The organism is Desulfonatronum parangueonense, from assembly GCF_054656975.1.
The window spans coordinates 1398564-1420391 of record NZ_BAAHXH010000003.1 but is presented as its reverse complement, the minus strand read 5'-3'; the positions used below and the strand labels follow the sequence as shown (position 1 = coordinate 1420391).

The following is a 21828-nucleotide window of genomic DNA, read 5'->3' as shown; positions in this document are numbered from 1 at the left end:
GCATGAGCCTGCGCATCAAGTTCCTGCTGCTCTTCTTGTTCGTCGGCCTGATGCCTCTTGGCCTGGTGGGCGGCTATTCGCTGGTGCGGGTAGGCGATGCGGTGCGTTCTTCCACCCACCAAAGCCTTGAAGCCCTGGGCATGGAAGTGGGGCGGGAGATTCAGCGGGTTGTCAATGAGGCCTACAGGGCCATTCACCTGCTGGCCCAGAATCAGGTGCTGCTTTCCGATGCCGGAATGTCCGAACTCTCCGCGGAACTGGCCAGAACGGATCGCTTTTATCCCATCATCAAGGACTTGACCCTGCTTGATCTGTCTGGAGAAGTCCGGGCATCGGTGCACCATTTTTTTCGCGGAAACTGGGAGTCCACATCCTGGTATCGTCAAGCGAGCAGCGGAGAAAGTCTGCTCTCCAACGTCCATGCCCTGATTCATCCCTATCAGGTGGTGATGACCATGGCCGTTCCCGTTCGCGAAGCGGATGACGGTGCGGTTCGCAATGTACTTATTGGCCAGATCGCCATGGAACGGGTCTGGGACATCATTCATGAAGTTTCTCTCGGTCCCGGCGGACAGGCGCGAATCGTTGACAATCGTGGGCTGGTGGTGGCTTCCAGCGCTTCGGATGAAGAAATCCTGCGGCCATTGGCTTTCCCCGAAATCGCTGAAGCGCTCATCGCCGAAGGCGCCGGCGTAACCCGCATCATGGCGGGAACGGAACAGGTGGCGGCGTATTTTCCGGTGGACCAGTCGCGGGAGCTGGTCCGGACAGGCTGGCACATTGTTCTGACCCAACCTGTCGCAGAAGCCTATGCCGTCATGGATCATCTGCGGGACGGGCTGATCTGGAACGTTCTGCTGTCCTTGTTGACCGTTTTTTTGCTGGCCGCGTTGATCAGCCGGCACATCAGCCGCAGAATCTCGGCGCTTGTCCAGGGAACCAAGCGCCTCGGCGAAGGGACCTTCAATACGCAACTCGGCGATCTGGGTCGGGATGAAATCGGCGATTTGGGCCGGGCCTTGAATCGGGCGGCGGATGCATTGGCGGCTTATGATCGGAAAGTCAGACATTTTCAACAGAATCTGCAGGAACTGGTGGATAGCCGGACCGCTGATCTGCAGGCCATGAATCTTTTGCTGAGGCAGGAAATTGAGGAACGGCGCCGGGTTGAGGATGAACGAAGCCGGTTGGGGGAACAGTTGCGTCAATCCCAGAAAATGGAGGCAGTGGGGACGCTTGCCGGTGGCATTGCTCATGATTTCAACAATATGCTTCAGTCCATCGCCAGCCATGTTCAGCTGCTTCAGAAACATCATCGTGGAAGCGGCTTGGAATCGGCCTTCCTGGATCCATTGGCCAAGATCGACAGAACCGTGTCCAAGGCCAAGGAACTGGTTGATCGCCTGCTCACCTTCAGCCGGCGGGGCGACTCGCGCCAGATGCGCATCAATTTGAACAAGGAGGTTCGGGATGTCGTGGCCCTGCTGCGGCATACCCTGCCGCGGGGGGTTCAGATCGACGTGCGTCTGGAGCCGGAATTGGCGGATGTGCTGGCTGATCCCGTGCAGATGGAGCAGGTGCTGGTCAATCTGGCCAATAATGCCAGAGATGCCATGCCCAAGGGCGGAGACCTGCTTCTGCAAACCGAAAATGTCAGCGTGAACGCCGAAGATGCCCGGTATCTGGGGCTGACCCCGGGGCGGCATGTCCGGGTGACCGTCACGGATACGGGAATCGGCATGGACGAGGCAACCCGGCAACACATATTCGAGCCGTTTTTCACCACCAAGGAGATCGGCAAGGGAACCGGTCTTGGGCTGTCCATGGTTTACGGCATAGTGCAGGATCACAAGGGAGTCGTAACCTGTTCCAGCAAACCTGGAGCGGGAACCACGTTCTCGATTCTCCTGGCAGCCCTGGAGGAGGATTCTGTCGTTGATTCCGTTTCAGACGCTTCGGCCTCGAAATGCAATGGAAAACCGTGTGATTTGAGCGGGACGGAAGTCATCCTGGTGGTGGACGACGAAGAAATGATCCGGGAAGCGACCAGTGAACTGTTGAGCGGGTACGGCTATACCGTCATCCAGGCCGCGGACGGGCGCCAAGCCCTGGAACGGTATGCACGGGAGCAGGAGCGCATTGCCCTGGTCATTACTGATGTGGGCATGCCCGGCATGGGTGGTGAAGCATTGTTGGTCGAACTGCGCAAGTTGAACCCGCGGGCCAAGGTGATCATTTCCAGCGGATATGCCGGCATTCGTGACAATCAGGCGTTTCGAACAGCTTCCGGGATGATATCGAAACCCTTTGCCCTGAACGATCTCCTGCGCCTCGTCCGCCGGATCCTGGATCACCCCCATCCCGACACGTAAGAACGGTATCGGTATCCGAATCGGGGTCGGGGTCGGTATCGGAATCGGTATCGGAGTTGGTAAAGAAAACGGACCCATCTGGAAAGGCATTCCGATTTTTTCGAAACCGATACCGACCCCGATACCGACCCCGACCCCGATGCCGATTAATGGAAGAAGATTGTGCAGGGTAGCTACGGTATGACCAGTTACTTGTCAAAAAACCAATCGAAATCGCAATCGAAATCGTATCTATTCAGCAAATCCGCGAAAAAGATCTGGATACCGGCGTTCGCCGGTATGACTGTGTAGATGCAGCTTGCCACGATAAGTCATTCCGGCGAAAGCCGGAATCCAGTGCAGGTGAATGACCACCCTCCGGATGAACTGAATAGTTACTCGAAATCGAAAATCCCACACAACCCAATACTCGAAACATAACTCTCGCAATCATTCACAAGGGGCTTGACTGATGAAGATTCTTGTCGTGGACGACGAACTGGTCAGCAGGAAGAAAATGCAGGTCATCATGGAAGGATTTGGCGAATGCACGATCGTGGAAAGCGGACCGCTGGGGCTTGATGCCTTTGCCGATGCGATCAGCGCGGGCAAACCATATGATCTGGTAACCCTGGACGTGGCTATGCCGGGTATGGACGGAACGGAAGTGCTTTTTTCCATTCGGGAGCTGGAACGGGAACAGGGCATCCCAAGGGAAAAGGGGGTCAAGGCGCTCATGGTCACGGCGTGTGCCGATAAAAACACCGTTGTCACCAGCATCCAGGCCGGATGCGACGCCTATGTCGTCAAACCCTTCGACAAGTACACGATCCTGGAAAAGATGAAGCAGCTCCAACTGCTGGCTGCCTGATTCGTTTCCTGCGTATGGGTTCACCTGACTGCATGACACGGAAGGTCCGGCCGGTGTGGCAATGGAGATGAAAGGGGGGGATCTTGCGGACATTCAGCTGATCGGAGATGAAACCAATGTTGTCGTGCTTTGGGATAACCGTTCCGAGACATGGCGGGTGTTCCGCAAGCCTGTGGATGTCGTGTCCGCCTGCAACAGTTCTGAGGTTGATTCCTGTCTGGCCCGGATCGAGGGCCGGATTGAACGGCATGGCCTGCATGCCGCCGGTTTTTTGAGCTACGAGGCAGCCGCGGCATTCGACCCGGCTTTTCGGGTCCGGCCTGATGATGCTGGTTTCCCGCTGCTGTGGTTCGGATTGTTTGCCCAGGTTGAAACGGTCTCGGGTTGGCCCCGCCGGTCAATGTCGTCCCTTGCGGACTGGAAGGCCTCCATTACCGAACAGCAGTATCACCGTTCCCTGGGTGCAATCCGGGAGCATTTGCGGGTCGGCAATACGTATCAGGTCAATTTCACCTTCCGATTGCTTTGCGAGTTTCCGCAACATCCTTGGGATTTTTTTCAATCCGTCTGTCAGACCCGTCCCGCGGCCCATGCCGCATATGTCTGCCTGGAGGACTGGGCGATCTGCTGCTTTTCCCCGGAGCAGTTTTTTGCCCTGGATGGAGAGGAAATCGTCTCGTCGCCGATGAAGGGTACCCGAGGCCGCGGCTTGACTTCGCGGCAGGACCAGGAGTTGGCCGAGGAACTGCGCTCTTCCGCCAAGGACCGCGCGGAAAACGTGATGATTACGGACATGGTCCGCAACGATCTGGGGAAGATCGCCGTTCCGGGCAGCGTCGTGGTCAAGGACCTGTATGCCGTGGAAAAGCACGCCACGGTCTGGCAGATGGTCTCCCGGGTCCAGGCCCAAACCCGTGAATCCTTGGCGCGGATCTTCGGCGCGCTGTTTCCTCCGGCGTCCATCACCGGCGCACCCAAGGCCGCGAGCATGAAGATCATCGCGGAACTCGAAGACAGGCCGCGGCGCATCTATACCGGGTGTATCGGATACATCAGCCCTTCCGCCGGGGCGGGCCTGCAGGCCGCGTTCAACGTGGCCATCCGTACGGTTCTCGTGAACAAACGCCGGGAACAGGCTGAATACGGCGTGGGTGGGGGCATTGTCTGGGATTCGAACGAAGTGGGCGAATATGCGGAATGCCGCATCAAGGCCGAAGTGCTGCATCAACGCATGCCGGATTTCAAGCTGCTGGAAACCATGCTCTGGATGCCGGACCAGGGGTATGTGCTCCTGGAACGTCACCTGTCCAGGTTAAGGGCCTCCGCAGAGTACTTCGAGTTTCCTTTGGACTTGTCGGCTGTGCGGGAAGCCTTGCATGTCTTGGCTGAAAATTTTGTGCGGGAGCCGCGGATGGTTCGGCTGCTCGTGAACAAAAACGGGCAACTGAAGCTCGAGGATTTGCCGCCTCCGCCGCTGCCCGGAAAAATACCGCGTGTGACTTTGGCCAAAGCCCCGGTCAATTCCAGGGATCTCTTTCTCTACCACAAAACCACGCACCGGGTTGCGTACCAGCAGGCCCTGGACGCGAGTCCGGGTTTTGACGACGTGCTCCTGTACAACGAACACGGGCAGGTGACTGAATCCACCCGGACCAATGTCCTGGCCAGGCTGGGCGGGGTGCTGTACACCCCTCCCGTATCCTGCGGACTTCTGGCCGGAACCCTGCGGGGGCACCTGCTGGATCAGGGCCAAATCGTCGAGCGGATCCTGACGCCGGCCGATCTGGGCCGGGCGGAACATGTTTACCTGATCAACTCCGTTCGCGGGATGTTCAGGATCGAGTTTGTGCAGGCAGTGCTTGCGTAACTGCTCAAAAAAAAGTGGCAGTCAACAGGATAAATCCTGGGAGCGCCGCACCCCAGTGCGGCAGCGGTGTAACTCACAAAGGGTAAAGTTCCGGTTGGAATATGGCCCCTGTAGCCTGGTCACGAAACTCCGCGTCGATGGGAACAGGAAACCTCGTCGTCCGATCTTTTTGAGCAGTTACATTTTTTCGTAACTGCTCAAAAAGGTCGGGCACAGCCTGATAGCTGCCTTGCACCTGGATTCCCGCCTTCGCGGGAATGACTTCATAGGGATGCTATTCCAAGCTCGTCATGCCCGCGAAGGCGGGCATCCAGGCCATGCTCGCCACAAGTTATTGAGCAGTTACTATTTTTCTTGGCAACGTGTTGATCTTGTTTTTCTTTCAATTGAAAAGCCTGGAGTTTCCATGCACCGATTTCTCCCGCGGATGTCACTTGTTTCGATATTGTTAGCTGTCCTGCTGAGCACGGGTTGTGCGCAAAAAATCTTGCCTCCCGGTGAGGTGCACGATCTGCGTGTGTTGTCCCAGGAACCGGGCTTTTTTATTCCCGCCGATCTTGAGGGTAGGCTGTTGATTCCCGCCGAACGGCAGCAGCGATTGGCCGAGAAGTTCCTGGGACGGCATTTTGCTCCCTGGAATCCGGGTTTTTCTGATCTGACGGACGACAGCGATCCTTTCTGGGGATTGAAGCGGTATCAAAGCAGGGAAGCGTACGGCGAAAATCTGTTGCCCCTTCCGGCCACCTGGCTGGAGACAATGGAACGGCAGAGCGCGCAGGACATGTATCCGTCCCTGGTCCAGCCCGCTGTGACCGTTGTCTCCACATCGCTGCGCGTACTGCCCACTCAAAGGCCGGTTTTTTCCAATCCCGCCAACCCCGGGGAAGGATTTCCTTTCGATTATCTCCAAAATTCCCTGGCGCCCGCGGGCACGCCCGTTCTCGTGGTTCACGCCTCCCTGAAAGGGGACTGGTATCTGGTGAAGACGCCCCATGTTTCGGGTTGGGTTCGACCCTGGGAGGTGGCCTGGGTGGACCAGTCCTTCATGGATGCCTTTCGATCATCGGATCTGGTCGCCATTCTCAGCGACAACGCCGTCGTACGTTCAGAGCAGGGAATGTTCGCGTTGTCTGGACGCACCGGCATGCTTCTGCCGCGTTCTTCCGAAGCGTCCTTGCCGGGAATGGTCGGCGTCCTTGCACCGCAGCGCGGGGCTGACGGATGGGCCGAGCTGAAACCCGTGCATGTCGAGGAATCCGTTGCCGCGCCCTGGCCCTTGGCCGCGACACCCAGAAACTACGTCCAGGTGCTTGAAGACCTGATGGGCCAGGCATACGGCTGGGGCGGGATGTTCGAAAACAGGGACTGTTCGGCCCTGATCCAGGATGTCCAAGCCCTGTTCGGCATTGCCATGCCGCGGAATTCCCGCGCCCAGGCCCGAGCCGGGAGGGTTGTGGATTTGGACGGGCTGAGTGCGGTGGAAAAGGAAAGGCTGATTCTGGAGCAGGGAGTTCCCCTGCTGTCCATCGTGAACATGCCGGGCCATGTGATGCTGTATCTCGGGCCGGATCCGGCAACGGGTCGGCCGGTGGTGCTCCATTCCATGTGGGGGGTGCGGACAAAGCCGCCGGGGTTCCTGGACCGGCATACCCATCTGCCGGGGCGATGGGTTCTGGGGCGGACCGTGATCACCACCCTGACCCCGGGCGCTGAACTGCCCAATCTGATCAAGCCCACGGGCCTGCTGGTGGAACGAGTCTCCAGCATCACGGTACTTGGAGAAGAATCCCTGTAAAGCTCTTCCGTTTGCGACCTTGCGTGTTCAGCGTTACGGGTGGTGCAAATCTCGTAACCATTCAGCAAACCAACCCTGTTGCCGAGTTGGCATCGAATCGAAGTCGGAATCGGAGTCGGGATCGGAGTCCATCCTCCATCACGATTCCGCTTCCGGTCCGTACAGCTTTTTGAGCTTCTTGCGCAAACCTTCCCGGCTGATCCCCAGCAGCCTTGCCGCCTGACTTTTGTTGCCCCGAGCCGCCTTGAGAGCGTTGCTGATGAGACTTTTTTCGGAGTCGGCCAAGTTCACGGCTGGAATTCGTTCATGAAGCTTTTCCTGGGCAGCACCGGGTTCGACGATGACCGGCGCCGCAGCCGGCTCGGAATCCGGAATGTGCTCGTCCAGGACCGATGCAGGAAGCTCCCTGACCATTCCAGACGAAATGCGGCTTGAGAGATCCTCAAGGCGGATGGTTTTGTCGCAGGAAAGAGCAACCAGTCGTTCCACCTCATTTTCCAGCTCACGAACATTGCCCGGCCACGGGTAACTCATCAGAGCGTTCAAGGCATTCTTGTCGATTCGAAGCATGGGGCGATTCATCTTGCCGCAGTGGATTTCCAGAAACCGTTGCAGAAGCAGCGGGATGTCCTCAGTCCGTTCACGCAGCGCCGGCAATGCCAGGGAAACGACATTCAGGCGGAAGTACAGATCCTGACGAAACCGTCCGGCCTGCATCTCCGCTTGCAGGTCCTTGTTGGTCGCGGCCACAATTCGTACATCCAGGGTGATGGGCCTGACGCCGCCGACCCGGGTCAGTTCCCGTTCTTCCAGAACGCGCAGGATCTTTGCCTGGGAGGTCGGCGGCATGTCGCCGATCTCGTCCAGTAGCAGGGTGCCTCCCTGGGCCAGTTCCATGAGCCCCTGTCGCATCTGGACCCCTGTTGCCACGCCCTTTTCAATGCCGAACAGTTCGCTCTCGAACAGGCTTTCCGGAACAGCCGAACAGTTCACGGCAATGAAGGGCTTGGCCTTGCGCAGGGAGTTGTAATGCAGGGCCTTGGCAATGAGTTCCTTGCCGGTTCCGGTTTCTCCGCTGATCAAGACGTTGACGGATGTGTCCGCGATCCGCGCCACCTGTTGCAGGACGGCCAGCATGACTGGGCTTTGACCGATGATGCGCCTGGAGGAAAATCGATCCATCAGTCCGTTTTTGAGGTTCTCGTTTTCCTTGAGCAACTGCCGCCTCGCCAACTCCAACTCCTCGCTGCTCCGCCGCAGATCGGCGAGCATCCCCTCCATGCGGTACTCGCGGGCCTCGACCTTGATCAACATCATGCCGAAGGATTCGGCTAGATTGGAAATTGGCTTTGGAAAGTCGGAATTGCCGGTCAGAGCGAAAAGCTCTTCGATCCGGTCGTACCGGCCCCAGGCCAATTCATGGCAGATCCGTTCCATGGTTTCCAGGAGACGTTCAAGTTCCGGCGAGAATTGATCTGTACTGTTCATGAATTGCCCTCATGTTATCATGCGGCGAATGCATACGTTCCGCGGTAACTATTCAGCACATACTCTGTGGTCACTCGCAGAGTTGGATTCCGGCTTTCGCTGGAATGATGTATTCATGCCACGTCCTTTCCAAGTTAAGTCATACCGTCGAAGGCCGGCGCTTTCGCTATCCAGTCCGATTTTTCTCGGATGAGCTGAGTAGTTACATTCCGTGAAAGGTGTCCATCAGGCTGGACCTCGGCTACGTATTTCCTCGATCTTTGCAAAAGATCTCTACATGCCTGAATTTGCACTGTCTACAGACTCAGCGTATGGCATTTCCTTGACGATACTCAATCAGGTCACGCAAGGACGGAAGAGGACTTGAAACCCATTCACGCCAACATGCCCAAAGGAAATAATGCGTCACATTGAATGTTTGAAAGTGGTCATGGCTGTGTGTCTGTTCCAGTTTTTCACGTCGCCTCTTGCCGCGGATTCTCCGGGCATTCAGGTCCGCGAACTGGTCAGGACGGAAAAAAGCTGGGACGGCAACCTTCTTCCTCCCTATCCGGAAGGGCAACCGGAAATTCGCATCTTGAGCATCACCATTGCCCCTGGGGAAAAACTGCCGATCCATCGCCATCCCGTGATCAATGCCGGGTATCTGCTGAGCGGACATCTGCGGGTGCATACCCTGGACGGCAAGGTTCTGGACCTCAGGGCCGGGGAGACCATCGTGGAAGTGGTGGATACCTGGCACTGGGGCGAAAGCTTGGGTGAAGAGCCTGCGCAGATCATTGTTTTTTACGCCGGCAAGGCCGGTGTGCCCATCACGACGCTTCGGGAGTGATCCGCGGGCGTACTGATCTGAATGAATGGACGCTGCATGCTGTCGCCTCCTGGAAGCGCCGCACTCCCCTGGGAGCGCCGCACTCCCCTGGGAGCGCCGCACTCCAGTGCGGCACGTCTTTTATTTCCGCGGAAGTTGCCGCACTGGGGTGCGGCGGCCCCAGATGCCGCACTGGGGTGCGGCGCTCCCAGGGGGCGGCGCTCCCAAAGGTGCGGCGCTCCCAAAGGTGCGGAGCTCCCAAAGGGGCGGCGGTCGTATGTGCGACGTCCTAATGTGCGACGTCCCAAGGTGCGGCCGGCTCCCCAAGGGCGGGCTGTAATCAAGTATGTAGATAGGAGCTGATTTGGAGCAGCTGGAAGGCGATATGCATTACGACGTCATTGTTCTTGGAGCCGGGGCATCGGGATTGGTTTGCGCGGCTGAGTGCGCCCGGCGCGGGCGGCGGGTGGTGGTCGTGGATCATGCCGTTGAACCGGGGCGCAAGGTTCGGATTTCCGGAGGCGGGCGGTGCAATGTGACCAATCGTCGGGTCCAGGCAGCGGACTATGTTTGTGCAAATCCCCATTTCGTAAAATCAGCCCTGTCCCAGTACCCGCCGGAGCGGTTTCTGGCCTTCATGGCCTACAACAGGCTTGATGTTCAGGAGGCCGATCACGGCCGCCTGTTCTGCGTGCAGGGTGCAGCAGTCCTGGTGGATGCTCTGCGTCAGACGGCGGATCAGGCCGGGGTGCATTGGGCGTTGGGCGAAGAGGTGGGCGAGGTTTTCAAAACCGGTGACCGGTTCCATGTCCATTGCCGGAGCAGGCTGCTTTCCTCCGGTTCCCTGGTCGTGGCCACCGGCGGCCCGGCCTGGCCGCAAATCGGGGCTACGGATCTTGGCCATCGGCTGGCCAGGGTTTTCGGATTAAAGGTCACGGATTTGCGACCTGGTCTGGTTCCCTTGCGTGCGTCCGGGGAGCATCTGCCCTTTTGTCGTGAGCTTTCCGGAATTTCCCTGCCGGTTCGGATCCGCGTGCAGCATGCCGCGATCGGAGACATCGATGATGCCCTGCTGTTTACCCACCGGGGCATATCCGGGCCGGCGGTTCTTGATGCATCCTTGTTCGGGCAGCCAGGGCGATTGCCTGTCCTGGAAATCGATTTTCTGCCTGGAGCGGATCTGGATTCCGTGCTCCAAACCGCCCCCCGCAAGGAAGTTCGCAACGCGCTGGCCACGGTTCTGCCCTCGCGAATGGCGGAGTTGCTCTGCGTCATGTACGGTTGGAACGGGCAGGCGGGGAATCTCTCCAGGAAGTCCCGGATGGCCATGTCTCACCTGATTCACAATTTCCCATTCATCCCCTCGGCAACCGAGGGCTTCACCAAAGCTGAAGCCACCCTGGGAGGGGTGGACACCAAACATATATCATCCAAGACAATGGAATCAAAAACCGTCCCCGGACTCTACTTCACCGGAGAGGTCCTGGACGTCACGGGTCGTCTCGGCGGCTACAACCTCCAATGGGCCTGGTCCTCCGGTCATATCGCGGGACAATGGTCGTGAGGTTCACCTCCCACTCATCGAAATCGCAATCGAAATCGAAATCGCAACAGATGACGTGCGTAACTCGATAGTGATGGGTCATGCGTGATGTGTTACAGGTGGTGCTGTGTCATCAAGCAACCGAGCTGGTTCAATTGCTGATGAGGCTTTTTGGATGACGTTTTGTTCGATTTCGATTTCGATTGCGATTTCGACAATGAATTCGATTGCGATTTAGATTCTTGATAGGTGGGGGAGGGGGGCAATGGTTGGGAGTGATCGACGCTGCTGTTGTTCGTGATTTGAAATGTTAAGGTTAAAAAATTATATTTTTTTTGAATCGGTATCCATAGTTAAAACTTTCACAATTAGGGGTTGACTGAGAGATAGTCGTCCGGCATAGATCTCGTTATGATTTGGTTGAGGTTTTAGTATCCCTGTTTGTTCCTATGGACAGGAAATTCATTAACCTTTTTACGTATTGGAGAAGGTATGCCTAGTACCCTCCTGTTTATCCTTGTCGTGGTTCCATTTATCGCGGCATTGGGAGTTTACGCGCTAAGGGTCGATTCCTTGCGCACGGTTATGGTTTTGGCCACCGCGGTTCTCCTGACAGGAGCTTCGCTGGCCTTGTTCTCCTACGATACAGTTGCCTTTTCAACGACGTTGTTGGGCAGCAATCCAGGACCGTTGATCGTTTTCCTGGACTTCGTAGTGTTGTTCATCATTCTAGCCGTAGGTATCAGCGCCAAGCACCGGCTGATCATCTACCTGGCCGGGGCGCAGATTGTGCTGCTGGCCGTGTTCAAACTGATGTCGCCCGTCGAGGGCACCGGTCAGGCTCTGTTCCTGGTGGATCCTTTATCCAAACTGATGGTTGCCGTGGTCAGCATCGTCGGTTCGATCATTGTGATTCATGGCCTGCCGTACATGCGAAAGCATGAGGCTCACCTGCACCTGACCACATCTCGGCAGCCACAGTTCTTCGCGGTGATGCTGTTGTTTCTGGGGGCAATGAACGGGTTGGTATTGACCAACGATCTCTCGAATTTCTATTTCTTTTTCGAGCTGACCACCCTGTGTTCATTCCTGCTCATCCGCCACGATCTGACGGATGAATCCAAACGCAACGCGTTGCGAGCGCTGTGGATCAACAGCCTTGGCGGACTTGCCCTGCTGATCGGACTGTTCTGGATTGCCCTGGACCTCGGCACGGTGAACATTCAGCAGATTCTGGTTCTGTCCCCTGAAGCAGTATTCCTGCTGGTGCCCATCGGACTGTTGTGTCTGGGCGGGCTGACCAAAGCCGCGCAGCTCCCGTTCCAGAGCTGGCTTCTCGGCGCCATGGTCGCCCCCACGCCGGTTTCCGCCTTGCTGCACTCCGCAACCATGGTCAAGGCCGGCATCTACGTGTTCATGCGCTTTTCTCCCGCCTACTCCGGGACGTTTTTCTCCGTCACCGTGGCCCTGGTCGGCGCATTCACCTTCTTTGCCGCCGCCCTGCTGGCCGTCAGCCAGTCCAACGGGAAAAAGATCCTGGCCTACTCCACCGTGAGCAATCTTGGACTGATCATCGCCTGCGCCGGCGTGGGAACCCCGGCGGCCATCACGGCAGGCATGTTTCTGATCCTGTTCCACGCGGTGAGCAAGGCCCTTCTGTTCCTCTGCGTCGGCACCATCGAGCAGCGGATCGCCAGCCGTGACATCGAGGACATGCGCGGGCTGTACGCGATCATGCCCGTCACCGCGATCATCGCCGTATTGGCGGCTTTGACCATGATCCTGCCGCCCTTCGGCATGCTCCTGGGCAAGTGGATGGCCATTGAATCCTCGGGGAACAATGTGCTTTTGGTGATCATCCTGGCTCTGGGCAGCGCCGTGACCGTGCTGTACTGGGCACGCTGGGCCGGCCTGTTCATGACCTATCCCCTGAAGGACAAGATCCGCGTGGAAGAGCAGCCCATGATGACCCGTCTGCCTCTTGTCGGACTGATCATTGGAGCCGTATTGCTGTCCTTTTACGCCCCCTGGATCTACGGCAATCTGATCTACCCGGCCGTATCCATGCTGCATCTGGGCGTGCCGGAAGCGGTGCCCATGACGACCTGGGGCATCCTGGTCACTGATCGCGGATCATTCCCCGTCATTCCGCTCTTTTTCGTCGCGGCATTGGGTCTGGCCGCGGGCTACTACTTCTTCAAGGTCGCCGGACGCGTCAAGACTTCCGGTCCCTACCTGTCCGGAGCCCAGTCCATGAAGGACCCGACCGCGTACGCCGGTCCTTTGCGGCAGTTTATCGTGCCCACATCATCCAACTACTACCTGGAGAAGATTTTTGGTGAAAGCCTGATCAGTCCATGGCTTAATGCCGCGGCCTTGCTTCTTATTCTCCTGATGCTCGGAGGGGGACTCTAGAATGACTACCATTCAAGTTTTCATGGCATTGATCGCGGCTCTTTTTTTGGCGCCCCTGGCCGTCGGCGTGCTCACCGGCGTGGACAGGCGGATTACGGCGCGATTGCAATCCCGCATCGGGCCTCCGATTTTGCAACCCTTTTACGACATTGGAAAACTGCTGGGCAAGGAAACCGTCCTTGCCAGCCACTGGCTGGCCTTCTGCTCCCTGCTGTACCTGGCCGGCGCGGTAACCTCCGTTGTACTGTTCTTCCTGCAGGCCGACCTGCTGCTGATATTCTTTGTACAGGCAGTGGGTTCCGTGTTCCTGGTCATTGGTGCGCTTTCCGTGCCCTCGCCGTACAGCCAGATCGGCGCGCATCGCGAACTCTTGCAGATTATCGCGTATGAACCCCTGTTGATCCTGGTCATCGTGGGCTTCTTCATGGCCACCGGCAGCTTCAAGATCAGCGCCATTTACGCCATGGAGCAGCCGTTGCTGTTCCAAATGCCCTTGCTGTTCCTGGTCTTGGGCATTGTCCTGACCATCAAGCTGCGCAAGTCGCCCTTTGACATTTCCGGCTCGCACCATGCGCACCAGGAAATCGTCCGAGGGGTATACACCGAGTACTCCGGACCTTATTATGCAGTGGTCGAGATCGCTCACCTGTTTGAAATCGTCCTGATTCTCGGTTTGCTGTCCCTGTTCTGGTCCACGAGCGTCGTGGGCGTCATCGTGCTGATCGGCGTTGTGTACTTCGTGGAAATCCTGGTGGACAACACCACCTCCCGCATGACCTGGAGATGGATGCTCATGTCGGCTTGGGTGACAGGTTTGACGCTTTCCCTGATTAACCTTCTTTGGCTGTACTACAGGTAACCGCTCATGAACATAATATCACAGTTTCTTCAAACCTCACGGATCAAATCGCCCTGGGTGCTGCATTTCGACTGCGGAAGCTGCAACGGGTGCGATATTGAAACCCTGGCCGTACTCACTCCCGTTTATGACGTGGAGCGTTTCGGAATTATCAACGTGGGCAACCCGAAGCACGCCGATGTCTTTCTGGTCACCGGTACGGTGAATCACCGCAACAAGAAGGTCTTGAAAAACCTTTTCGACCAAATGCCGCAACCCCGGGCGGTCATCGCCATTGGAGCATGCGGACTGTCCGGCGGCGTTTTCCGGGATGCTCCCAACGTGGTCGGCGGCGTGGACAAGGTCATCCCCGTGGACGTGTACGTGCCTGGCTGTCCGCCTAAACCTGAAGCGATCATCGACGGCGTGGTGAAGGCGTTGGAATTGTTCGCCGCCAAGTCGTAAGGAGTCTGGAATATGGCTGAAGTTGAAACCACCGACAAGAATGTCGCCGTGCTCGAAACCGTGGACATCGCCATGGATGAGTTGAAGGGCGAGGTCACCAGATTGAAGGCCGAAGGCTGGAGACTGGTAACCATTACCTGTGTCGACCTGGATGAAGAGCATGTCGACCTGCTGTATACCTTTGACCGTGACCTGGAGATGGTGCATTTGCGTTTGAAGCAACCCAAAACGCAGCCCGTGCCCTCAATCTCGGAAATCCTGTTTGCCGCGTTTCTCGTGGAAAACGAGATCCAGGATCAGTTCGGCCTTTGTTTTGCCGGACTTGTGCTGAATTTCGAAAACTACCTGTATCTTGAAGAGGAAGTCGGAACGACTCCGTTCTGCAAATACAGCATTATTCGCAAAGACACCTAATCATCATTTTTTTGATACACCGAGGAGCTTTTATGGCCAAGACCATTATTCCTTTCGGTCCCCAGCACCCGGTCCTCCCAGAGCCGATCCATCTGTCTCTGACCGTTGAGGACGAAATCGTCACCCAGGCTGTGCCGGCTTTGGGTTACGTGCACCGCGGACTGGAAAAACTATGTGATATCCGCGATTATCACCACATGATCCAGATTGTGGAGCGGGTTTGCGGGATCTGTTCAAAGATCCATGCCATGTGTTACTGCCAGGGTCTGGAAAAGATGATGCAGATCGAGGTTCCTCCGCGAGCCGAATATCTGCGCACCATCTGGTCGGAGCTGCACAGGGTCCATTCCCACCTGCTGTGGCTGGGACTGTTCGCCGATGCTTTCGGCTTTGAAGCCCTGTTCTATCAGTACTGGAAGATCCGCGAACGGATCATGGACATCAACGAGGCCACCACCGGCAACCGGGTCATCGTGTCCGTGAACATCATGGGCGGCGTACGCAGGGATTTGACGCCGGAGCAGATTCGCTGGATCCTCAGCGAATTGGTCTTGGTGGAAAATGAAGTAAAGGCGCTGCAAGCTACCACGCTGGACGACTACACCGTGAAGGCGCGGACAGTCGGCAAGGGCGTGTTGACCAAGGAACAGGCCTATGAACTGGGAGCCGCCGGGCCGACCTTGCGCGGCAGCGGTATTGCCCAGGATTGCCGGCAGCTGAACTATGCGGCGTTCAAGGATCTGGAATTCGAACCAGTGGTGGAGATGGACGGTGATTCCTACGCCCGGAGCAAGGTCCGCTTCCGGGAAACATTGCAATCCATTGACCTTGTCCGCCAGGCCCTGCACAAGATGCCCGAGGGTGAGATCAGCGTGAAGGTCAAAGGCAATCCTTCCGGTGAAGGAGAGGCAAGAGTGGAGCAGCCTCGCGGCGAATTGTTCTACTACTTCAAGGCCAACGGGACCAAAAACCTTGATCGGCTGCGCATCAGGACTCCTACTTTTGCCAATATTCCGCCTTTGGCCGTAATGCTGCCGGGGATAGAGCTGGCGGACGTACCTGTCGTCGTTCTCTCCATTGACCCGTGCATCAGTTGCACGGAACGCTAGGAGTTAAAAATGTTCAAAATTGGTCCAATGACAGGGAATGTCATTAAAAACCTGATCACCAAAAAGTCCACGCGACAGTATCCTTTTACCGTGCGGGAGCCGTTTGAAATTTCGCGCGGTGAACTCTACAACGACATCGACAACTGCATTTTTTGCTCCACCTGCGCCCGGAAATGCCCGGCCCAGTGCATTACCGTGGACAAGAAAACCGGTGTCTGGACATGCGATCCCTTTGCATGCGTCTTTTGCGGCACATGCGTCGACACCTGCCCCACGAACTGCCTGCACCACAAGAAAACCTGGCGTGCGGTAACGGGACAGCGCGAAATGATCACCATGCAGGGAACTCCGCCGCAGCCCAAGAAGAAGGCTGCTGCCAAAGAGAAAACCGAGGGGTAGTCGTTTCGAGGGTTGTCTGGTAGAGCTTTGCGGTATTCCCGCTTGAAAGGGTTTGTTTCCCCCGGGAATCGACTCCCAAACAGACAACGCCATACTTGCCATGAACCAGGGACGCCCCTTGCGCCGCGTGAAGCGGCGCAAGGGGCGTCCCTTTTGCATTCACGACATTTCTTTACGAATCCGCATGAAATGCTTAGACTGGGATCTGAGCGAGCAACTGCCACTCGGAAATGGGAACCTTTCGGAAGTCAGGGTAACTGTTCAGTACATGGTGTGCGAGCTGCCTCCGAAATCGGGGTCGGTGTCGGGGTCGGAATCGGTTTCGAAAAATGTTGAAAAGACCTACGCATAGCTCCGCCTGCGATACCGATACCTACGCCGACTGCGATGCCAAAGTCCGCAGGGCAGTAGCATGCTGATCAGTTACAAGTCAGGTTGTCTTGATTGATGAGATGAGGATGATTTCACATGGATGCGTCACATTATTTGTTGGCCGCCAATGCGGCGGTATGGATCGGCCTGGGCGGCTACATTTTTTTTATTGCCCGTGGTCAGGCCTGGATAGAACAACGTTTGCAACATCTGGAGGCTCTGGATAGTGAGCAGCACAAGTATGAGTAGCGAGACAATGAGTCCGCATGACCAAGGCCGCCGGCTGATCCTGGTGGTCATGATCCTGGGGCTGGCCCTTTTATTCATTGGATCCATCGTCTATCGCCTGCAAAATCCCAGTTTGACCTTGCAGGCCAGGCCATCCCAATCCGCCATGGCCATGAACGAGATAGCGGAGATGATGGCCCGGCTGGATACTGAACCCAACCATTTACCCACCTTGATGGCCCTGGGCGATCAGTTCATGCGCCTGGGATCCTGGGATCGGGCAGCGGTGTTCTGGACGCGCGCCCTGGCCGTTGACCCCACGCAAGACCGCGCAATGAACGGGCTCGGTGTCGCATATTACAACATGGATCAATATCCCGAATCCGCGGAACAGTTTGCACGGATCGTCGATATTTATCCCGAAAATTACCGGGCCCATTTCAACCTGGGCATGCTGAACAAGTATTACCTGGACAATCCGGAACAGGGCCGTTTTCATTTCGAGCGCGTCCTCGAAATCGGACCCGAGGATCAGGAACTGGTGCAGCGGGTCCAGGACGAATTGGCCACTCCGGCGCCAGGCGGCGGGGAGCCGGAGTAGAAATCGGTTATGGAAGTCATAAAAGGCTACCCGTACGGGTAGCCTTTTTGTTTCGAAACCAGGCGGGAGCAGTAGGAGTTTGTCCTCTTTTCAGATTTTTTGCCACGTGTTCCGAATGAGTACCTGCTCAAAAACTTGTGGCAATGAGCGGGTTGAATCCAGGGAGCGTCGCACCCCAGTGCGGCAGCGGTGTAACGCAGGGAGCGCCGCACCCCAGTGCGGCAGCGGAGTAACGCAGGGAGCGCCGCAACCCAGTGCGGCAGCGGAGTAACGCAGGGAGCGCCGCAACCCAGTGCGGCAGCGGAGTAACGCAGGGAGCGCCGCAACCCAGTGCGGCAGCGGTGTAACGCAGGGAGCGCCGCACCCCAGTGCGGCAGCGGAGTAACGCAGGGAGCGCCGCACCCCAGTGCGGCAGCGGTGTAACGCACTCAGGACATAGTTCCGGCTGGAGCTTGGCCCAAGGAGCTGGATCATGAAACGTTGCGCAGGTGGGAATCCTTGCACAGCAAATCTCATCGCCCGACCTTTTTGAGCAGTTACAAGAAAACAAAAAGGGCTACCCGAAGGGGTAGCCCTTTTTTGTTCCGTACCCAGGATAACCTGGAGTAACTACTTGATTTACAATAATAACGCTGTTGCCGATTTTGGATCGAGATCGAGATCGAGATCGAGATTGAGATCGGGGTCGGTATCGGGGTCGGTATCGGAGTCGGTATCGGAGTCGGTATCGGGGTCGGTAACGGAGTCGGTAACGGAGTCGGTATCGGGTTCGGTATCGGAGTCGGTATCAAAAGCTGAATCTTGAGGGACCTCCAGTTTGTAACTACTCAGCACATACTCTACTGTTGCCTTGCCAGCGCTGGATTCCGGCCTTCGCCGAATGACATATCGTGCCACGTCCTTCCCCAGTTCAGTCATACCGGCGAAGGCCGGTATCCAGCCCGTTTTTTCGGATGAGCTGGGTAGTTACTCCAATTTTTCAATACGATACCGATACCGATACCGACCCCGATACCGACCCCAATACCGACCCCGACCCCGACCCCAATACCGACCCCGACCCCGACCCCAATACCGACCCCGACCCCGACCCCAATACCGACCCCGATACCGACCCCGACCCCGATACCGACCCCGACCCCGACCCCGATACCGATTATCGGAGTAAAAGCCGGAACAATCCAAGCTTGTCATGAAAAGTATTGAGCAGTTACGATAAGCTATGTCTTCCCCTTCTCTTCAACATACACCTCCATGGTCAAATCCATTCCAGGGAGATTGCGGGGACCTGCGTTGGTCAGGTTGTGCCCGTCGCCGTGGGCTTCGATGAAATCCATGCTGACCGCCAGACGCACGTCAAGAACCCTCGTCAACCGCTCCACGCGGGCCGCGACGTTCACGGCATGGCCGATGACGGTATACTCCATCCGTTCCGGACTGCCGATGTTGCCGGCCAGGACCGTGCCGGAATCCAATCCGACAGAGTTTTCAAGCAGCAGATCTTCACCCAGGTGAAGCTGTTGATTCAGGTCGTCGCACCGGGCGATCATTTCCCGGGCCGCGCGCAAGGCGGCCTGCTGTTCGTCTTCCAGGGGAACCGGATGGCCGAAAACCGCCAGAACCATGTCCCCGACAAACTTGTCCACCATTCCGCCATGCTTCTGGATGATTTCGACCATGACCGTGAAGTAGTCGTTGAGCAGCCCCACCAAAAGCTTGGGCGGCAGTTTCCGGCTTAGCCGGGAGAAACCGCGCAGATCGCAGACCAGCACGGTAACCGGGTATATTTCCCCGCCCAGCTTGAGGCGATCTGCCACAATGTGCTGCATGGCCTGGGTATTGAGCACCTTTCCCAGGCTGGCTTTCATCAAGGCTTTTTCCTTCAGCTCGCGAACCATGGCGTTATAGGTTCTGGCCGAGGCGGCAATTTCATCCCGACCTGATTCGTCAAGCTGGATGGAGTAGTCCCCCTCGCCGACCCGGGCCAGAGCGTGCTGCATTGCCACTAGCGGCTGAAAGATGCGCCGGCTGAAGTACCACCCCATGAATACGGCCACCAGCAGGGCAATGCCCAGGGAGACGAGACCCGCGCGGCGAATGGACGCCAGCTTGCTTTCCACCCGGTCGATGGACATGTCGATGCCGATCAATCCGATGGGCTGCCCCATTGCATTGAGGATAGGAGCATACCCGGACATGGTAACCCCCCACTGATCGTGGTGCGGTTGCTCATCGCTGGATGGCCGGACGAATCCGTGGATCATTTCCGCCGGGGGATCAGGATACAACGCTCCGAGCGGTTCGGGCAGCTCGTCCTCGCTGATCACGCCGTCGCCGTCGTCGTCATGGGCCGGAGAGTCCACGATAAACCGCACCTGCCCATTTTCCAGGCGCATGGTGTAGGCGTAAAGATACTCCTCATTGGACTGGGCAATGGCGCCCATGAGATCCTGGATCGCCAGATATTCAGGCGAGGTCATCTGTGATGGATGGGTAAGCTGCTGCAGGACGTCGCCGTCCAGGAGCATGGAGGCCATCTTGGCGGTGGCCTTGAGCTGCTGGCGAATGGAGTCCAGCATTGCGTTCTTGGCCTGGAAATAGAAGTAGGAACCGGTCGCGCCGGAGGCCATGAAAGCAATGAGAAGAATGCCGAAAAACAGTTTGACGCTCAGCCGCATTGCCATGCCTCCTGTGGTGATCCGTGTGGTTACATTCGTGACTTACTGCTTTCAAGCCTGGAATAATAAGAAATTGTTACCACTACAACGATATTTTGATGAACCAATCGACGCCGCTGATGGTTTAACCACGAGGGACACGGGGACATATTCCGTTAAACCAAAACTCTTTTCCCTGGGTTCCCCGTGTGGAGCCGAGTGCAAAAAGTGCTTTTTGCACTCGGCAGTGGTCAGTGACTTGTGGCTTGTGGTGTGTAAAAACAGGAAGTTGCCGAAAGACCTTGGGGAATTGGATTCGCCCCAAGGGACTTTTTGCACCAACCTCCGTGTGCCCCATGGTAAATAAAACTTTGTCAGACGATAGAAATGGAAGTGTCGCTGTAGTATCTGTCTTGCGGGTAAAGCCCGCGTATTATCCTGTTGAGGGAACTCCGGGAGCATGAAATTGCACGCCGTTCGAGCCGACAACAGCGGTTTTTCCTCCGGGAAACTGGAATGTGGCTCCGGCTCGGCCTTGCTGCCAGGCCCGGTCCAGACGGCGCAACGTGTCATGCAGAATCTGTCCTGTACCTAAATCATCCAGTACGGCTTTGTACAGACGCAAACGCAATGCGGTGTGCAGAGTGGTCAGTAGGGATCCATGCAGGAAATGGTTTTGCAGGCGGGTTTGCTCCAGAAGCGGGGTGATCACGGATGCAAAAAAGGATGCATCTTCGGCTCCCTGGTCGTGCAGGCGGATGATGCTTTCCGGAAGGCGGGGATTTTCCTGGGTCAGAAGCGGGATGATCGTGTTGCGGATGCGATTGCGGGTAAAGGCGAGATCGGCATTGCCGGCGTCTTCCCACCAGCAGACGTCGATGGCTCGGAGGAACTCGCGCAGGTCATTTTTTGGAGTGTGCAGCAGCGGGCGAACAAGGCGGCGATGGGGGTCCAATGCGGGCATGCCGGACAAGGCCGGCCAGCCCGTGCCGCGGATCAGCCGCATCAGGACATCCTCGACCAGGTCGTCGGCATGGTGCGCGGTGAACAGCAAGTCCGCCTTGCTCCTGCGACGCACGCCGGACAGGAAGCGATACCGCAAGATCCGGCCGCCTTCCTCCAGACCGACTCCGATTTTGCGGGCATATCGGCCCACGTCGCAGCAACCGGTAACCACAGGCCTGTTCAACCGATGGCAGAGCCGCGCGACCTCCTGGGATTCCCTCCCGGACTCCGGGCGCAACCCGTGGTCCAGGTGCGCCACGGTGATGGTGAGTTCCAGACGCGGCGCCAGGCAATGCATAATCAGCAGCAGGGCCAGGGAGTCACTGCCCGCGGAACAAGCCAGCACCACATGCCGGCCCTGAAGCGCAAGGCAAAGCCTGTGCAGCAAAAACTCCTCAACCCCCAAACAAAACCGCGCCCAATTCGGCGGCAGGTCCTGGATTCTGGCTGGCAGGATTGAAGGGGGCATATCAGTTCCGTTCCAAGCAGATGGTTCCCGCGTTTCAGTCGAAATCGAAATCGCAATCGAAATCGAAATCGAATTAAATCGGGTTCTCTACCCATGCAAAGTGAAAATATGCTCCCCCCCCGTGCTCCCC

At 57.1% G+C, this 21828-nt stretch carries 19 protein-coding genes; 15 read left to right on the top strand and 4 right to left on the bottom strand.

Annotated features, from left to right (window positions below; genetic code table 11):
- The first annotated feature begins 2 nt into the window (after nt 1–2).
- The 4 genes from ACYQ15_RS06590 (at nt 3) to ACYQ15_RS06575 (ending at nt 6884) form a co-directional block, all read left to right on the top strand.
- Nucleotides 3–2372, top strand: a complete 2370-nt coding sequence (locus ACYQ15_RS06590) for a hybrid sensor histidine kinase/response regulator (RefSeq protein WP_459936732.1) — start codon at nt 3–5, stop codon at nt 2370–2372.
- A 451-nt stretch (nt 2373–2823) separates the two neighbouring features.
- A complete protein-coding gene (locus ACYQ15_RS06585) occupies nt 2824–3222 on the top strand; it encodes a response regulator (protein ID WP_459936731.1) in 399 nt (132 codons plus the stop codon).
- A 61-nt stretch (nt 3223–3283) separates the two neighbouring features.
- Nucleotides 3284–5089, top strand: a complete 1806-nt coding sequence (locus ACYQ15_RS06580) for a chorismate-binding protein (protein ID WP_459936730.1) — start codon at nt 3284–3286, stop codon at nt 5087–5089.
- Nucleotides 5090–5495: 406 nt separating this feature from the next.
- Nucleotides 5496–6884 (top strand): SH3 domain-containing protein, encoded by a 1389-nt coding sequence (locus ACYQ15_RS06575; RefSeq protein WP_459936729.1) that lies wholly within the window; start codon nt 5496–5498, stop codon nt 6882–6884.
- Between the two features lie 138 nt (nt 6885–7022).
- On the opposite strand, the gene ACYQ15_RS06570 is transcribed toward ACYQ15_RS06575, so the two are convergent.
- Complete coding sequence (locus tag ACYQ15_RS06570) at nt 7023–8372, bottom strand: sigma-54 interaction domain-containing protein (protein WP_459936728.1); 1350 nt, start codon at nt 8370–8372, stop codon at nt 7023–7025.
- 400 nt (nt 8373–8772) lie between these two features.
- On the opposite strand from ACYQ15_RS06570, the gene ACYQ15_RS06565 reads away from it, so the two are divergent.
- From ACYQ15_RS06565 to ACYQ15_RS06520, 10 genes are all read left to right on the top strand, one after another.
- Nucleotides 8773–9204, top strand: a complete 432-nt coding sequence (locus ACYQ15_RS06565; RefSeq protein WP_459936727.1) for a cupin domain-containing protein — start codon at nt 8773–8775, stop codon at nt 9202–9204.
- Between the two features lie 343 nt (nt 9205–9547).
- A complete protein-coding gene (locus ACYQ15_RS06560; RefSeq protein ID WP_459936726.1) occupies nt 9548–10747 on the top strand; it encodes a BaiN/RdsA family NAD(P)/FAD-dependent oxidoreductase in 1200 nt (399 codons plus the stop codon).
- Between the two features lie 471 nt (nt 10748–11218).
- Nucleotides 11219–13141: an NADH-quinone oxidoreductase subunit 5 family protein gene (locus tag ACYQ15_RS06555; RefSeq protein WP_459936725.1), complete on the top strand. Its 1923-nt coding sequence runs from the start codon at nt 11219–11221 to the stop codon at nt 13139–13141.
- A gap of 22 nt (nt 13142–13163) precedes the next feature.
- Nucleotides 13164–14000 carry a respiratory chain complex I subunit 1 family protein gene (locus ACYQ15_RS06550; protein ID WP_459939551.1) on the top strand — a complete coding sequence of 279 codons (837 nt, stop codon included), beginning with the start codon at nt 13164–13166 and terminating at the stop codon, nt 13998–14000.
- A gap of 6 nt (nt 14001–14006) precedes the next feature.
- The gene (locus ACYQ15_RS06545) at nt 14007–14444 is read left to right on the top strand and encodes an NADH-quinone oxidoreductase subunit B family protein (protein WP_459936724.1); all 438 of its coding nucleotides are present in this window, start codon (nt 14007–14009) and stop codon (nt 14442–14444) included.
- Between the two features lie 12 nt (nt 14445–14456).
- Nucleotides 14457–14858, top strand: a complete 402-nt coding sequence (locus ACYQ15_RS06540) for an NADH-quinone oxidoreductase subunit C (RefSeq protein WP_459936723.1) — start codon at nt 14457–14459, stop codon at nt 14856–14858.
- Nucleotides 14859–14890: 32 nt separating this feature from the next.
- Nucleotides 14891–15967, top strand: a complete 1077-nt coding sequence (locus ACYQ15_RS06535) for a hydrogenase large subunit (protein ID WP_459936722.1) — start codon at nt 14891–14893, stop codon at nt 15965–15967.
- Nucleotides 15968–15976: 9 nt separating this feature from the next.
- Nucleotides 15977–16366 (top strand): 4Fe-4S binding protein, encoded by a 390-nt coding sequence (locus ACYQ15_RS06530; protein ID WP_459936721.1) that lies wholly within the window; start codon nt 15977–15979, stop codon nt 16364–16366.
- A gap of 468 nt (nt 16367–16834) precedes the next feature.
- Nucleotides 16835–16987: a CcmD family protein gene (locus tag ACYQ15_RS06525; RefSeq protein ID WP_459936720.1), complete on the top strand. Its 153-nt coding sequence runs from the start codon at nt 16835–16837 to the stop codon at nt 16985–16987.
- Entirely contained in the window at nt 16980–17567 is a 588-nt protein-coding gene (locus tag ACYQ15_RS06520; RefSeq protein WP_459936719.1) for a tetratricopeptide repeat protein, read from the top strand. Before ACYQ15_RS06525 ends, ACYQ15_RS06520 begins: the two co-directional genes overlap by 8 nt.
- A 618-nt stretch (nt 17568–18185) precedes the next feature.
- On the opposite strand, the gene ACYQ15_RS06515 is transcribed toward ACYQ15_RS06520, so the two are convergent.
- Entirely contained in the window at nt 18186–18464 is a 279-nt protein-coding gene (locus ACYQ15_RS06515) for a hypothetical protein (RefSeq protein ID WP_459936718.1), read from the bottom strand.
- 56 nt (nt 18465–18520) lie between these two features.
- Here ACYQ15_RS06515 and ACYQ15_RS06510 point away from each other — a divergent pair, with 56 nt between their 5' ends.
- Complete coding sequence (locus tag ACYQ15_RS06510; protein ID WP_459936717.1) at nt 18521–18763, top strand: hypothetical protein; 243 nt, start codon at nt 18521–18523, stop codon at nt 18761–18763.
- Between the two features lie 24 nt (nt 18764–18787).
- On the opposite strand, the gene ACYQ15_RS06505 is transcribed toward ACYQ15_RS06510, so the two are convergent.
- Together ACYQ15_RS06505 and tilS are read right to left on the bottom strand one after the other, a co-directional pair.
- On the bottom strand, nt 18788–20245 hold the full coding sequence (locus ACYQ15_RS06505) for an adenylate/guanylate cyclase domain-containing protein (protein WP_459936716.1): 1458 nt from the start codon (nt 20243–20245) through the stop codon (nt 18788–18790).
- 412 nt (nt 20246–20657) lie between these two features.
- On the bottom strand, nt 20658–21698 hold the full coding sequence (gene tilS / locus ACYQ15_RS06500) for a tRNA lysidine(34) synthetase TilS (RefSeq protein ID WP_459936715.1): 1041 nt from the start codon (nt 21696–21698) through the stop codon (nt 20658–20660).
- Nucleotides 21699–21828 lie beyond the last annotated feature (130 nt).